Here is a 14,581-nt window from a genome sequence, read left to right as displayed (position 1 = left end):
CCTGCCGCCAGGTGGAGGTCCCGGGTGTACTCACGGCGTACGGGAGGCGGTTCCCGTACCGCAGCGGGAGTAGGACGCCCGCCTGCGGGCCGGGGAACGCGTGCTCAGCCGAAGGACGCCCGCTGGAGCCAGAAGTCCAGGAGCTCGGCGTCGCCGAGGACCTCGACCTGGGGGCTGTCGGCGGGCAGCCGCCGGTAGAAGACGCTCAGGACGTCGGTGAGCGGGCCGCGCAGCGCCACCGTGGCCTTCTCGTGGCCGCGCCGCCAGCTCACCCCGTCCTCGCCGAGCTCGATCAGCCACTCGGCGCCCGGCGCGTCCGTCGCGTGCAGATGGATGCTGCGGCCGGGGCCGCGCAGTTCGGCGGCGGCCGGGGCCAGCTTGGCGGCCTGGACGTACGTGACGATCTCCAGCCACTCGTCGATCGTGTCCGCCGCCACCTGGGGCGCGAGCCGGTACTCCGCGCCCACGGTGAGGGCCGCGTCCGCGCGGTGGACCACCGTCTCGTGGGTCATGCGGCGCGACCAGAACCCGGCGGTCGCCTCGCCCGCCCAGGTCCAGGCCGCCTGGTCGGCCCCGGCGGTGCGCAGGGTGTCCGCGCAGAGCGCGGCGCCCTCCGCCAGCCAGGCCTCCAGCGCCTCCGGTTCGTCCTTCTCGGGGCCGGCGAAGCCGGGCACGCGCTCCTGGGGGACGACGGCGGTGGCCTTCGTACGCACGATCTCGGCGACCCAGCGGTGCGCGCCGCCCACGTGGACGGCGAGCTGCCTCAGCGTCCAGTCGGGGCAGGTCGGTACGGTGACGGAGAGGTCGGCACCGGTGAGGTGGGCCCTCAACTCGTCGGTCTGGCGCAGGATTTCGGCACAGTAGAAGTCGTGGTCGAGGGGCGTGTGCGCGGCAGTCATGCCCCAAACCCTAGGCGGGGCCCGCCCGTTGCGTCCCGCGGAAACACCGCCGGATCCGGACAGACCCCGCCCCGGGCCGGCTCAGGCCTGCTCGTCCTCCGGGATGCTCACCAGCCACCGCGTCTCGCGGCGCGGGCGCAGGTAGAAGGCCCAGTAGAGGGTGGCGACGGCCGTGATGCCGCCGGTCCACAGCAGGTACTGCGTCTCCTGCTGGGTGAGGATGTACGCGAGGACGGCGATCAGGACCACCGGTACCGCGGGCCACAGCGGCATCCGCCAGGCGGCCGTCTCGCGGTGCGCGCCGCGCCGGCTGAGCAGGGCGGCGACCGCGACCAGCAGGTACATGCCGGTGACCGAGACGCCGGTGACGCCGTAGAGGGTGTCGAGGTTGACGAAGCAGAGGGCCGCGCCCGGGACGCCGACCAGGAGGGTGGCGACCCACGGGGAGCCGAACCGGCCGAGCCGCGAGAGACCGCGGTTGACCGGCTCGGGCCAGGCCTTGTCGCGGGCGGAGGCGAACAGGACGCGGGAGTTCTGGATGACCATCACGATGCCCGCGTTGACGATGGCGAGGGCGACGCACAGGCTCACGAAGGTGCCGACGGCCGAGTTGGACCAGGCGGTGACCATGCCGCTGATGTCGCCGGAGGTGAGCGCCGAGAGGTCGGAGGCGCCCAGGGTGATGGCGATGACGGGGACGAGGATGACGGCGGTCGAGATGGCGAGGGTGGCGAGCACGGTGCGGGCCACGTTGCGGCGCGGGTGCTCCAGCTCCTCGGAGAGGTAGACGGCGGTCGAGAAGCCCTGGGTGATGAAGAGGGCGATGGCGAGGCCCGAGACGACCATCATCGCGGTGACCGTGGAGTGCGTACCGCCGTCACCGGCGACCGTGCCGTGGACGAGCGAGGAGGCGCCGCGGTGGCTGTGGGAGAAGCCGAGGACGGCGACGAGGGCCGCGGCGACCACTTCCAGCACCAGGAAGATGCCGGTGATCCAGGCGTTGGCCCGCAGGTCGAGCAGTCCGGCGAGGGTGGCGAGGAGCATCACGCCGCCGCCCGCGACGGGCGCCGGGATGTGGACGAGCGGGGCCAGGTAGTCGGCGGTGCCCATGGCGATGACCGGGGGGACGATCATGACCACGAGCAGCGAGAGGACGAAGACCAGCCAGCCCGCGAGCCGTCCGGCGAGGGTCGAGACCATCGCGTACTCGCCGCCCGCGCTGGGGATGAGGGTGCCCAGCTCCGAGTAGCAGAACGCGACGCCGATACAGAGCAGCGAGCCGATGGCGATGGTCAGCGCGGTGTAGGTGCCGAGGCTGGAGAAGAGGTCGGGCACGACCACGAAGAGGGTCGACGCGGGCGTCACGCAGGAGAGCGTGAGCAGGGTCCCGCCCACGACGCCGATGGAACGCTTGAGCTTCTTGGGGGCTTCGCCCGTGGCCGGGGAGAGGACGTGGGGCGGGCTGAGCGTTTCGGTCATCGAGGGTGCGTCCGATCGGCGGGGTGTGTGGGTGCTGAGCGGGGAGCGGTATCGACCTCCGGGTGGTGCTCCGGGGCCCGTCCGGCCCCGGTGGTGAGTGGTGGGTCGCTCCCGGGCCGCCATTTCAATCTCCACTCGATCCGCAGGTCAATAGCTGTTCACCTACGGAATTCGTCGCTCCGGCACCCTTGTGACACTGATCCGGCGTTAAGAGGGCAATAAAAGGGCGCGTTCGGGTGGTACGGGAACCGCAGCGCGGCCGCGGAAAAATTTCGGCTGATTCCGAATGCCGGAACAGCACCGGCGACCCGGGCGGCCCTTCCGGTTACCCCCGGTCACCAAAAAGGCCCGTACCGCCGGATCGGCGGTACGGGCCGGACTCCCGCGAGGGGGGTCAGTGGTTGCGCGGGAAGCCCAGGTCGACGCCGGCGGGGGCGTCGGAGGGGTCCGGCCAGCGGGTGGTGACGACCTTGCCGCGGGTGTAGAAGTGCGTGCCGTCGTTGCCGTAGATGTGGTGGTCGCCGAAGAGCGAGTCCTTCCAGCCACCGAAGGAGTGGTAGCCCACCGGCACCGGGATCGGCACGTTCACGCCGACCATCCCGGCCTCGACCTCCAGCTGGAAGCGGCGGGCCGCGCCGCCGTCCCGGGTGAAGATCGCGGTGCCGTTGCCGAACGGCGATGCGTTGATGAGCGCCAGGCCGTCGTCGTACGACTCCACGCGCAGCACGCACAGCACCGGGCCGAAGATCTCGTCCCGGTACGCGTCGGCCGACGTCGGCACCTTGTCGAGCAGCGAGAGGCCGATCCAGTGCCCGTCCTCGTAGCCCTCCACCGTGTGTCCGGTGCCGTCCAGGACGACCTCGCAGCCCTGCTCCGCCGCGCCCTTCACGTAGGAGGCGACCTTGTCGCGGTGGGCGGCCGTGATCAGCGGGCCCATCTCGGAGGCCGGGTCGTCGCCGGGGCCGATCTTGATCTTCTCGGCGCGCTCGCGGATCTTCGCCACCAGCTCGTCGCCGATGGCGCCCACCGCCACGACCGCCGAGATGGCCATGCAACGCTCGCCCGCCGAGCCGTACGCGGCCGAGACGGCGGCGTCGGCGGCCGCGTCCAGGTCGGCGTCCGGCAGCACCAGCATGTGGTTCTTGGCGCCGCCGAGCGCCTGGACGCGCTTGCCGTTGGCGGAGGCCGTGGTGTGGATGTAGCGGGCGATCGGGGTGGAGCCGACGAAGGAGACGGCGGCCACGTCCGGGTGCTCCAGAAGGCGGTCGACGGCCACCTTGTCGCCGTGCACCACGTTGAAGACGCCGTCGGGCAGCCCGGCCTCGCTCAGCAGCTCCGCGATCTTCATCGACGCCGACGGGTCCTTCTCCGACGGCTTGAGGACGAAGGTGTTGCCGCAGGCGATGGCGAGCGGGAACATCCACATCGGCACCATCGCCGGGAAGTTGAACGGCGTGATGCCCGCGACGACGCCGAGCGGCTGGCGGATCGAGGACACGTCCACCCGGCTGGCGACCTGCGTGGACAGCTCGCCCTTGAGCTGCACGCTGATGCCGCAGGCCAGGTCGACGATCTCCAGGCCGCGCGCGACCTCGCCGAGCGCGTCCGAGTGCACCTTGCCGTGCTCGGCGGTGATCAGCTCCGCGATGGCGTCGCGGTTGGCGTCGAGCAGCGCGCGGAACTTGAAGAGCACCGTCGTACGTTGAGCCAGCGAAGACTGGCCCCAGGTGGCGTACGCCTCACGGGCCGCGGCGACCGCCGCGTCCACCTCCTCCACATTGGCGAAGGCGACCTGCGTGGTCACGGCACCGGTGGCGGGATCGGTGACCGGGCCGTACGTACCGGACGCGCCCTCGACGGTCTTGCCACCGATCCAGTGGTTGACGGTCTTCGTCATGATCGAATTTCTCCTTCAGAGATGGCGGCGTCGGGCTGCGACTTGCCGGTCGTACTCCTCACGCGCCTCGACCGCCGACGAGCGGGTCGCGGTCTCGGCCACAGGAACATCCCACCACGCCTGTGCCGGGGGCGGGCCCGACACAGTGTCTGCCGTTTCGGTCTCGATGTAGACACATGTGGGACGGTCGGACGCGCGCGCGGTCGCGAGGGCTTCTCGCAGGTCACGAACGGTCTTGGGGCGCAGCACGGCCATCCCCAGCGAGGCCGCGTTGGCTGCCAGGTCCACCGGCAGCGGCTCCCCCGTACAGCTCCCGTCGGCCGCCTTGAAGCGGTACGCGGTGCCGTAGCGCTCGCCGCCCACCGAGGCGGAGAGGCCGCCGATCGAGGCGTACCCGTGGTTCTGCAGGATCACCACCTTGATCGGGACGTTCTCCTGCACCGCCGTGACGATCTCGGTGGGATTCATCAGATACGTGCCGTCGCCCACCAGCGCCCACACCGGGCGGCCGGGCGCGGCCAGCGCCACCCCGATCGCCGCCGGGATCTCGTATCCCATGCAGGAGTAGCCGTACTCGACGTGGTACTGGTCGCGGGAGCGGGTCCGCCAGAGCTTGTGCAGGTCGCCGGGGAGCGAGCCGGCCGCGTTGATCAGGATGTCGTCCCCGGTGACCAACGTGTCGAGCGCGCCCAGGACTTGGGCCTGGGTGGGCCGGGCGTCTTCGTCGTCAGGCATGTAGGCGGCGGTGACCCGGTCCTCCCAGGCGGCCTTCGCCTCGCCGTAGCCGGTCGCGTACGACGGTGTGACGCGGTACTCCCCCAGCGCCCGCGCGAGCGCTTCGAGTCCCGCGCGCGCGTCCGCGACGAGCTGGAGGGCGCCCAGCTTGTGGGCGTCGGCGCCGTTCACATTGAGCCCGATGAAGCGGACGGCGGGGTTCTGGAAGAGCGTCGAGGAGGCGGTGGTGAAGTCGGTCCAGCGGGTGCCGACGCCGAGGACGACGTCGGCCTCGCGGGCCAGCGCGTCGGCCGTGGCGGTGCCGGTGTGGCCGATGCCGCCCACGTCGCACGGGTGGTCGTACGGCAGCGAGCCCTTGCCCGCCTGGGTGGCGGCCACCGGGATGCCGGTCCGCTCGGCGAAGCGGCGCAGGGCGTCCTCGGCGCGCGCGTGGTGCACCCCGCCGCCCGCGACGACCAGCGGGCGCCGGGCGCCGCGCAGCAGGGCCGCCGCCTCGTCGAGCTCGGCCCGGTCCGGCTCCTGGGCGCGCACCCGCCACACCCGCCGCCGGAAGAACTCCTCGGGCCAGTCGTACGCCTGCGCCTGTACGTCCTGTGGCAGCGCCAGCGTCACCGCGCCGGTCCTGGCGGGGTCCGCGAGCACGCTCATCGCGGCGAGCGCGGCCGGGATCAGGGCCTCGGGCCGGGTGATCCGGTCGAAGTAGCGCGAGACCGGACGCAGACAGTCGTTGACCGACACATCGCCCGCGTACGGGACTTCGAGCTGCTGGAGGACCGGGTCGGCCGGGCGGGAGGCGAAGACGTCGCCGGGCAACAGCAGGACCGGCAGATGGTTGACCGTGGCCAGGGCCGCGCCCGTGACGAGGTTGGTGGCGCCCGGGCCGATCGAGGTGGTCACCGCGTGCGCCGAGAGCCGGCCCGACTGACGGGCGTAGCCGACGGCCGCGTGCACCATGGCCTGTTCGTTGCGGCCCTGGTGGTACGGCATGTCGCTGCCCGGCTCCAGGAGCGCCTGGCCGATCCCGGCGACGTTGCCGTGGCCGAAGATGCCCCAGGTGGCGGTGATCAGGCGCTGCTCGGCGCCGTCGCGGGCCGTGTACTGGCGGGAGAGGAAGGCGAGCAGCGCCTGCGCGGTGGTGAGGCGCCTGGTCGTACCGCTCATCGGTAGCCCTCCGTGTGGTCGGGGTGGAAGCGGATGGCCCACACACGTTCCTCACCGGGCCCCGCCATCACGTTCAGGTAGTACATGGGGTGCCCGGGCGCGGCGATGGAGGGGCCGTGCCAGCCGTCGGGGACGAGGACGGCGTCACCGGTGCGCACCTCGGCGAGCACGTCGGCGCCGCCGGGCCGCGAGGGCGAGACGCGCTGGTAGCCGAAGCCCTGCGGCCCGGCGAACTCGAAGTAGTAGATCTCTTCGAGCTCCGACTCCTGCCCGGGGACGTGCTCGTCGTGCTTGTGGGGCGGATAGGAGGACCAGTTGCCCCCCGGGGTGATCACCTCGACGGCGATCAGCCGGTCGCAGTCGAAGACGTCGGCGGCGGCGAAGTTGCGGACCTCGCGGGCGCTGACGCCCGAGCCGCGCTGTTCGACGGGCACCTCCGGCGCGGGGCCGTGACGAGCGGGGAGTCGGCGCTCGCATCTCGCTCCTGCCAGTGCGAACCGGCCTCCCGCGCCGGAGGCGATCTGTGCGTGGGCGTCGCGCGGGAGGTACGCGAAGTCGGTGACTCCGGCGAACACGCTCTCCCTGCCCCGCAGTTCCATGGTCCGGGCTTCCGTCCGGCCTTGGGCGCGGTCTTCGGTCCGGTCTTCGTTCCGGTCTTTTACGTGTACCGTGCAGCCACCATTGAGGGGCAGCAGGATCCACTCGCTGTCCCCGGTGGCGAAGGCGTGTTCCGCGCCCGGCGCCAGCTCCAGCACGCGCAGCCCCGAGTAGTCCCAGCCGGCCCGCTCGGGGCCGATGTCGAGGGCGTACGCCTCGCGGGAGGCGGTTCCGGCCCGTACGAACAGCTTGTCGTCGTGCCCGCCGCCGTGCTCGTCCTTGTGCTCGTCCATGCCTCCTCCCTACCCCCTCAGCAGCCCGGCGGCCGTGTCGACCGCGCCCGCCACGTCGCCGTCGGCCGGATAGAGCAGGGTGCGCCCGGCCACCAGCCCCTGCACGGTGGGCAGTCGCAGCGCGCCGCGCCACTTCTCGTACGCCGCCTCCTGCTCTCCCGGCGTCCTGCCGATGTCCCCGCCGAGCAGCACGGCGGGCAGGGTGGTGGTCGCCATCACCCGGGCCATGTCGTCCGGGTTCTCGGTGACGGGCACCTTCAGCCAGGTGTACGCGGAGGTCCCGGCCAGGCCGGAGGCGATGGCGAGCGAGCGCGTGACGGCGTCCGCGCTCAGATCGTTCCGCAGCCGTCCGTCGCGCCGGTGACAGATGAACGGCTCCACGAAGACAGGAAGCTGACGCTCCGCCATCTCGTCGACGGCTCGGGCGGCCGAGTGCAGCGTGTTGAGCGAGCCGGGGTCCTCGTAGTCGATCCGCAGCAGCAGTTTGCCCGCGTCGAAGCCGAGCCGGGCGAGGTCCTGGGCGCGGTGGCCGGTGAAGCGGTCGTCGAGCTCGAAGGAGGCCCCGGCGAGCCCGCCCCGGTTCATCGACCCGATGACGACCTTGTCCTCCAGGGCCCCCAGCAGCAGCAGGTCCTCCAGGATGTCCGCGCTGGCCAGCACCCCGTCGACACCGGGCCGGGACAGCGCCAGGCAGAGCCGTTCGAGCAGGACCGAGCGGTCGGCCATGGCGAAGGCGTCGTCGCCGACGCCCAGCGCGCCCCGGGCGGGGTGGTCGGCCGCGATGATCAGGAGCCGCCCGGCGCCCCGCACGAGCGGGCGCCGACCGCGCCGGGCGGCGGCTTCGGCGACGGCCTCGGGGTTCCGGGTGCGCACCCGGGCGAGGTCGCCGGGGCTGATGCGGATGCTCACGCCTGACCCCCCGCCAGTACGCGCTCGACCTCGGCGGGGTACGGCATGGCGGAGGAGCAGGCGAGCCGCGACGCGACGATCGCGCCGGCCGCGTTGGCGTACCGCATCAGCCGCTCGGTGTCCCAGCCGCCGAGCAGCCCGTGGCAGAGCGCCCCGCCGAACGCGTCCCCGGCGCCGAGCCCGTTGACCACCTCCACGGGGACGGGCGGCACCTCGGCGGTGCTCCCGTCCCGGTGGACGGCGAGCACCCCCTTGGGCCCCTGTTTGACGACGGCGAGCTCGACCCCGGCCGCGAGCAGTGCCCGGGCGGCGGCGTGCGGCTCGCGCTCCCCGGTGGCCACTTCGCACTCGTCGAGGTTGCCGACGGCGACGGTCGCGTGGCGCAGGGCCTCGCGGTAGTACGGCCGCGCCTGGTCGGGGTCCCCCCAGAACATGGGCCGCCAGTCGAGGTCGAAGACCGTGGTGCCGGTACGGGAGCGGGCGGCCAGCGCCGCCAGCGTGGTGGACCGGCTCGGCTCGACGCTCAGGCCCGTGCCGGTGACCCAGAAGATCCGCGCCGCGCGGATCGCGTCGAGGTCGAGGTCCGCCTCGTACAGCTCCAGGTCGGGGGCCTTGGGGGCGCGGTAGAAGTACAGCGGGAAGTCGTCCGGCGGGAAGATCTCGCAGAAGGTGATCGGCGTCGCCAGGCCCGGCACGCTCTTCACCCAGCGCGCGTCGACCCCGAACTCGCCCAGCTCCGCGCGCAGATACTCCCCGAAGGGGTCCTCGCCCGTGCCGGTGATCACGGCCGTGCGGCGCCCGAGCCGGGCCGCCGCGACCGCCACGTTGGAGGGCGAGCCGCCGAGGAACTTGCCGAACGACGTCACCTCGGAGAGCGGCACGCCGGTCTGGAGCGGGTAGAGGTCCACCCCGATCCGCCCCATGGTGATCACGTCGTACGGAACCGCCTCCATGCACGCCCCCTTCATCGGCGGCCACAAGGGCCTGGCCGTCCCAGGTCTAGCGGCCCTCCCCCGGCCCTGTCAATCTTTTGTCCTGACATTCGGACGTAGCCTTGACACCGTTCCGGCGCCGCCGGAAGGCTGGCTCCCATGACGACGGCCAAGACTCGCATCCGGATCGGCTCGGCCCCCGACTCCTGGGGCGTCTGGTTTCCCGACGACCCCCGTCAGATCCCCTGGTCCCGCTTCCTCGACGAGGTCGCCGGGGCCGGATACGGGTGGATCGAACTCGGACCGTACGGCTATCTCCCCACCGACCCGGCGCGCCTCGCCGACGAGACCGCGCGCAGGAACCTGCGGGTGTCGGCCGGGACGGTGTTCACCGGGCTGCACCACGGCCCGGCGGTGTGGGACACGACCTGGGAGCACGTGGCGGACGTGGCCGAGCTGACCCGGGCGACCGGCGCCGGGCACCTCGTCGTCATCCCGGCCTTCTGGCGCGACGACAAGACCGGCGAGGTCCTGGAGAGCCCGACGCTCAGCGCCGCGCAGTGGCGCGATCTCGCCGCGCAGACCGAGCGGCTGGCCCGCGAGGTGGGCGAGCGGTACGGCCTGCGGATCGTCGTGCACCCGCACGCCGACACCCACATCGACAGCGAGGAGAACGTCGCCCGCTTCCTCGACGCCACCGACCCCGGCCTGGTGAGCCTGTGCCTGGACACCGGGCACTACGCCTACTGCGGCGGCGACAGCGTCAAGCTGATCGAGACGTACGGGGAGCGGATCGGCTACCTCCACCTCAAGCAGGTGGACCCGGCCATCCTGGCCCAGGTGCACGCCGAGGAGCTGCCGTTCGGGCCCGCCGTCGCCCGGGGCGTGATGTGCGAGCCCCCCGCCGGGGTGCCCGCCCTGGAGCCGGTGCTCGACGCCGCCCAGGCGCTCGACGTCGACCTCTTCGCGATCGTGGAGCAGGACATGTATCCGTGCGATCCGGACCGCCCGCTGCCCATCGCCACGCGCACGCGCGCGTTCCTGCGCTCCTGCGGGGCGTGAGGCGATGACCTCCCTGACCTCCGCGCCGCTCGGGATCGCCGTCATCGGCACCGGGAAGATGGGCGCCGACCACGTCCGCCGCCTCACCACCGTGACCGGCGGGGCCCGGGTCGCCGCCGTCGCCGACATCGACGCGGAGCGCGCCAAGGCCGTCGCGGGCCCCCTCGACGGCTGCACCGCCCACACCGACCCGGCGGCCGCGATGGCCGCGCCGGGCGTCGACGCGGTCCTGATCGCCTCCTCGGGCCCGGCCCACGAGGAGGCGCTCCTGGAGGCGTTCCGGCGCGGGCTGCCCGTCCTGTGCGAGAAGCCGCTCACCCCGGACCCGGCCGGGGCGCTGCGGGTCCTGGAGGCCGAGACCCGGCTCGGGCGCCGCCTGGTGCAGGTGGGCTTCATGCGCCGGTACGACGCGGAATACGTACGCCTCAAGGCGCTGCTCGACGACGGCGGGCTCGGGCGCCCGCTGTTCCTGCACTGCCGCCACCGCAACGCCTCCTCCCCCTCGTTCTTCACCACCGAGATGCTGATCCGCGACTCCGTGGTCCACGAGGCCGACGCGGCCCGCTGGCTGCTCGGCCAGGAGCTCACCGCCGTCCAGGTGCTCCGCCCGCGCCCGTCCTCGTACGCCCCCGAGGGCCTGGGCGACCCGCAGCTCGTGCTGTTCGAGACGGCCGGCGGCGCGGTCGTCGACGTCGAGATCTTCGTCAACTGCGGCTTCGGTTACGAGGTGCGCTGCGAGGCGGTCTGCGAGCGCGGGGCCGCCTCGATTGGTGCCGGGACCGGCCCGGTCGTCCGCTCCGGCGGGCGGTGGGGCGGCGAGATCCCGCAGGACTTCACGGTCCGCTTCGCCGACGCGTACGACCGCGAGGTGCAGGCGTGGGTCGACGCCACCCGGCAGGGCCGCGTCGAGGGCCCGAGCAGCTGGGACGGCTATATGGCGGCCGTGGTCTGCGAGGCGGGCGTGCTGGCCCAGCACTCGGGCGAGCGGGTGAGCGTGGAAGCGGCGGTGGAACGGCCGGGGTTGTACGCGTAACGGGGGCGGGGCCGGGCCGGGTGGGGCCGGGGCGCGAGCGTCATCGGGCGGGGGCGGGGCGTGCGCGCAACCGGAGCGGGGCCGGGGCGTGCGCGCAACCGGGCGAGCGCCTGCGGCTTCGCGCGTCCCGCCCCTCACCCCTGCCTGCCCCTCGCCCCATTCATCACCCCTGTCACAACCATCCCTTTCCCGTCACACATGTCTCCATTCCATGGGTCTTGCGTCACAAGGAGTCGACAGCCGCACTCCTGCCTTCACTCGCCGTCGTTCAACGGGAACAGGCTGACTGATCGTCAAGTGCCCGCGCCCAGCTCCCCCGACGGCCGTCAGACCGCCGCTGCGGCGCACTCAGGGAGGTGCCCACCATGACCGACCGACGGCTCTGGTCGTACAAGGAGATCGCCGCGCACATCCGGGTCCAGCCGGACACGGTCCGCTCCTACCGCAAACACGGACTGCTGCCCGCCCCCGACCTGGTCGAGAACGGCAAGCCGTTCTGGTACGCCGACACCATCCGCACCTGGGTCGCGCGGCGCCCCGGGAACCGGGGCCGCCGGGCGAACGACTGACTGAGGAGGCGACGAGGAGGTACGCGGAGGGGGTACTGGATTAATACCCCCTAGGGGTATAACGTGGAACCTGTCAGCGGGCCTCGGCCTTCCCGTGTCCCTCTGGTGCACCATGGATCCGTACCGCCCCGAAGAGGAGAACTCCATGACCGCCGAGACCGAAGCCGCCGCCACGACCGGCTCCTGCTGCTCGCCCGCCGGCTCCTGCCACAGCGAGGGCCCGGCCGACGTCCAGGTCGGTTCCGTCACCACCGTCTACCAGGTCTCCGGAATGACCTGCGGGCACTGCGAGGGCGCCGTGTCGGGCGAGATCAGTGAGATCGCCGGGGTCGGCTCGGTGAAGGCCGTCGCCGCGACCGGTGAGGTGACCGTCGTCTCGGCCGCGCCGCTGGACGACGAAGCCGTCCGCGCGGCGGTCGACGAGGCCGGCTTCGAGCTGGTCGGCCGGGCCTGAGCCGGAACATCCTCTTCCGGGCCGTACGACGAGCGCAGCCGCGCCGTACGGCCCGGTCTCTTTTTCAGGAGCCCACGTGGAAACCAACCTGATCGAGCTGACCATCGGCGGCATGACGTGCGCCTCGTGCGCCGCCCGCATCGAGAAGAAGCTGAACCGGATGGACGGGGTCGAGGCGACGGTCAACTACGCCACCGAGAAGGCGAAGGTCGCCTTCGGCGACGGGGTCGAGGTGGCGGGCCTGGTCGCGACGGTGGTCAAGATGGGGTACACGGCGCAGTCACTGGCACCGCGCACCCCGGCACCCGCGTCACCCCCGGCGGCCGGGCCCCGGGCACCTTCGGCCGCCGCCCCGGTCGGCGGGGACGGAAGCGGGACGGACGCACCCCGGCCGGACGGGGACGGGGGCGGGACGGACGCACCCCGGCCGGACGAGCGGGCGCCCGCGCCGCCAGGCCCCGGCGGCCCGGCGGCCCCCGGTCCGCTGGAGGCGGCCGCACCCGGCACGGCGCCCGGGCTCAGCGCGCCCGATCCCTCCGCCGACCGGGCGGCGACCGCGCTCGCCGCGCTGCGGCAGCGGCTCCAGGTCTCCGCCCTGCTCGCCGCGCCCGTCGTGCTGCTCGCCATGGTCCCCTCGCTCCAGTTCGACAACTGGCAGTGGCTGAGCCTCACGCTCGCCGCGCCGGTCGTCGTCTGGGGCGCGCTGCCCTTCCACCGGGCCGCCTGGACCAATCTGCGCCACGGCGCGGCCACCATGGACACCCTCGTCTCGGTGGGCACCCTCGCGGCCTTCCTCTGGTCGCTGTGGGCACTGTTCTTCGGTGACGCGGGGATGCCCGCGATGCGCCACGGCTTCGACGCCACCGTCAGCCGCACGGACGGCGCCTCCACCATCTACCTGGAAGTCGCCGCCGGGGTCGTCACCTTCATCCTGCTCGGCCGCTATCTGGAGGCCCGCTCCAAGCGGAAGGCCGGCGCGGCTCTGCGGGCGCTGCTCGAACTCGGCGCCAAGGACGTGTCCGTACTGCGCGGCGGCACCGAAGTACGCGTACCCATCGGCGAGTTGAGGACCGGTGACCGGTTCGTGGTGCGGCCCGGTGAGACGGTCGCGACCGACGGGACGGTCGTGGAGGGCGCCTCCGCCGTGGACACGTCCATGCTGACCGGCGAGTCCGTCCCCGTGGACGTGAGCGCGGGCGACGGCGTCACCGGCGCCACCGTCAACGTCGGCGGCCGACTGGTCGTCGAGGCGACCCGGGTCGGCGCCGACACCCAGCTGGCCCGGATGGCCCGCCTGGTGGAGGACGCGCAGAACGGCAAGGCCGAGGTCCAGCGCCTCGCCGACCGCATCTCCGGCGTCTTCGTCCCCGTCGTCCTGCTCATCTCGCTCGGCACGCTGGTCGGCTGGCTGCTCGCCACCGACGACATCACCGCGTCCTTCACGGCCGCCGTCGCGGTCCTGATCATCGCCTGCCCGTGCGCCCTGGGCCTGGCCACCCCGACCGCGCTGATGGTCGGCACCGGGCGCGGCGCCCAGCTCGGCATCCTCATCAAGGGCCCCGAGGTCCTGGAGAGCACCCGCCGCGTCGACACCGTCGTCCTCGACAAGACCGGCACGGTCACCACGGGCCGGATGACCCTGTACGACGTGTACGCGGCGGACGGCACCGACGACAAGGAAGTCCTTCGCTACGCGGGCGCCCTGGAGCACTCCTCCGAGCACCCCATCGCCCGCGCCATCGCGGAGGGCGCCGCCGAACGGGCCGGGGAGCTGCCCGTGCCCGAGTCGTTCCTGAACCTGCCCGGACGCGGGGTGCGGGGCGTGGTGGAGGGCTGCGAGGTCTTCGTGGGCCGGGGCGTCGAGCTGCCCGCCGCGCTCGCGGCCGCCAAGGAGGCCGCCGAGGCCGACGGGCGTACGGCCGTCGTGGTGGCCTGGGACGGGGCCGCGCGGGGCGTACTGACGGTCGCCGACGCGGTGAAGGAGACCAGCGCCGAGGCGGTCTCCCTGCTGCGCGGCCTCGGGCTGCGGCCGGTGCTGCTGACCGGGGACAACCGGGCGGTGGCCGAGTCGGTGGCAGCCCGGGTCGGGATCGCGGCGGAGGACGTCCACGCCGAGGTGCTGCCCGAGGACAAGGTGGACGTGGTCAAGCGGCTGCAGGCCGAGGGGCGTTCGGTGGCGATGGTGGGCGACGGCGTCAACGACGCGGCCGCGCTGGCCACCGCCGATCTGGGTCTGGCGATGGGCACCGGGACTGACGCCGCGATAGAGGCCTCCGACCTGACCCTCGTACGGGGGGACTTGCGGGTCGCCGCCGACGCCATCCGGCTCTCCCGGCGGACCCTGTCGACCATCAAGGGCAACCTGTTCTGGGCCTTCGGCTACAACGTGGCCGCGGTTCCGCTCGCCGCGGCGGGCCTGCTGAACCCTATGATCGCGGGCGCGGCTATGGCGTTCTCCTCGGTCTTCGTGGTAACCAACAGCCTACGGTTGCGCTCCTTCACCTGATCTCCACAAAGAGAGCTAGATCACAGAGATTATGAGGTAACCATCGGGCCGGTTC

The 14,581-nt window shown here is 72.8% G+C and carries 12 protein-coding genes; 5 read left to right on the top strand and 7 right to left on the bottom strand.

Features of this window, described 5'->3' with window-relative positions; translation table 11 throughout:
* Nucleotides 1-104: 104 nt before the first annotated feature.
* The 7 genes from AB0G17_RS26425 to iolC form a co-directional block, all read right to left on the bottom strand.
* Nucleotides 105-899: a maleylpyruvate isomerase family mycothiol-dependent enzyme gene (locus AB0G17_RS26425; RefSeq protein ID WP_361387721.1), complete on the bottom strand. Its 795-nt coding sequence runs from the start codon at nucleotides 897-899 to the stop codon at nucleotides 105-107.
* 81 nt (nucleotides 900-980) lie between these two features.
* Nucleotides 981-2,378 carry an APC family permease gene (locus AB0G17_RS26420; RefSeq protein WP_361387718.1) on the bottom strand — a complete coding sequence of 466 codons (1,398 nt, stop codon included), beginning with the start codon at nucleotides 2,376-2,378 and terminating at the stop codon, nucleotides 981-983.
* Nucleotides 2,379-2,772: 394 nt separating this feature from the next.
* Entirely contained in the window at nucleotides 2,773-4,275 is a 1,503-nt protein-coding gene (mmsA, locus tag AB0G17_RS26415; protein ID WP_361387715.1) for a CoA-acylating methylmalonate-semialdehyde dehydrogenase, read from the bottom strand.
* Nucleotides 4,276-4,290: 15 nt separating this feature from the next.
* The gene (iolD, locus tag AB0G17_RS26410) at nucleotides 4,291-6,171 is read right to left on the bottom strand and encodes a 3D-(3,5/4)-trihydroxycyclohexane-1,2-dione acylhydrolase (decyclizing) (protein WP_361387712.1); all 1,881 of its coding nucleotides are present in this window, start codon (nucleotides 6,169-6,171) and stop codon (nucleotides 4,291-4,293) included.
* Entirely contained in the window at nucleotides 6,168-7,061 is an 894-nt protein-coding gene (gene iolB, locus AB0G17_RS26405; RefSeq protein WP_361387709.1) for a 5-deoxy-glucuronate isomerase, read from the bottom strand. Before iolB ends, iolD begins: the two co-directional genes overlap by 4 nt.
* A gap of 9 nt (nucleotides 7,062-7,070) precedes the next feature.
* Nucleotides 7,071-7,970, bottom strand: coding sequence for a deoxyribose-phosphate aldolase (locus tag AB0G17_RS26400; protein WP_361387706.1), 900 nt, complete (start codon nucleotides 7,968-7,970; stop codon nucleotides 7,071-7,073).
* Nucleotides 7,967-8,923, bottom strand: a complete 957-nt coding sequence (gene iolC / locus AB0G17_RS26395; RefSeq protein ID WP_361387703.1) for a 5-dehydro-2-deoxygluconokinase — start codon at nucleotides 8,921-8,923, stop codon at nucleotides 7,967-7,969. Before iolC ends, AB0G17_RS26400 begins: the two co-directional genes overlap by 4 nt.
* Before the next feature lie 138 nt (nucleotides 8,924-9,061).
* Here iolC and AB0G17_RS26390 point away from each other — a divergent pair, with 138 nt between their 5' ends.
* The 5 genes from AB0G17_RS26390 to AB0G17_RS26370 all read left to right on the top strand — a co-directional run bounded on the left by AB0G17_RS26390 (nucleotide 9,062) and on the right by AB0G17_RS26370 (nucleotide 14,526).
* Complete coding sequence (locus tag AB0G17_RS26390; protein WP_361387700.1) at nucleotides 9,062-9,964, top strand: sugar phosphate isomerase/epimerase; 903 nt, start codon at nucleotides 9,062-9,064, stop codon at nucleotides 9,962-9,964.
* A 4-nt stretch (nucleotides 9,965-9,968) separates the two neighbouring features.
* Nucleotides 9,969-10,997, top strand: a complete 1,029-nt coding sequence (locus AB0G17_RS26385) for a Gfo/Idh/MocA family oxidoreductase (protein WP_361387697.1) — start codon at nucleotides 9,969-9,971, stop codon at nucleotides 10,995-10,997.
* A 365-nt stretch (nucleotides 10,998-11,362) separates the two neighbouring features.
* Nucleotides 11,363-11,566 (top strand): MarR family transcriptional regulator, encoded by a 204-nt coding sequence (locus AB0G17_RS26380; RefSeq protein ID WP_361387694.1) that lies wholly within the window; start codon nucleotides 11,363-11,365, stop codon nucleotides 11,564-11,566.
* A gap of 145 nt (nucleotides 11,567-11,711) precedes the next feature.
* Nucleotides 11,712-12,020 (top strand): heavy-metal-associated domain-containing protein, encoded by a 309-nt coding sequence (locus AB0G17_RS26375; RefSeq protein ID WP_361387691.1) that lies wholly within the window; start codon nucleotides 11,712-11,714, stop codon nucleotides 12,018-12,020.
* A gap of 76 nt (nucleotides 12,021-12,096) precedes the next feature.
* A complete protein-coding gene (locus tag AB0G17_RS26370) occupies nucleotides 12,097-14,526 on the top strand; it encodes a heavy metal translocating P-type ATPase (RefSeq protein ID WP_361387688.1) in 2,430 nt (809 codons plus the stop codon).
* The last annotated feature ends 55 nt before the right edge of the window (nucleotides 14,527-14,581 follow it).

It is taken from the genome of Streptomyces sp. NPDC023838 (genome assembly GCF_040639555.1).
Lineage (GTDB): Bacteria > Actinomycetota > Actinomycetes > Streptomycetales > Streptomycetaceae > Streptomyces.
The sequence above is the reverse complement of the archived record's forward strand: the minus strand, read 5'-3'. Positions and strand labels throughout refer to the sequence as shown.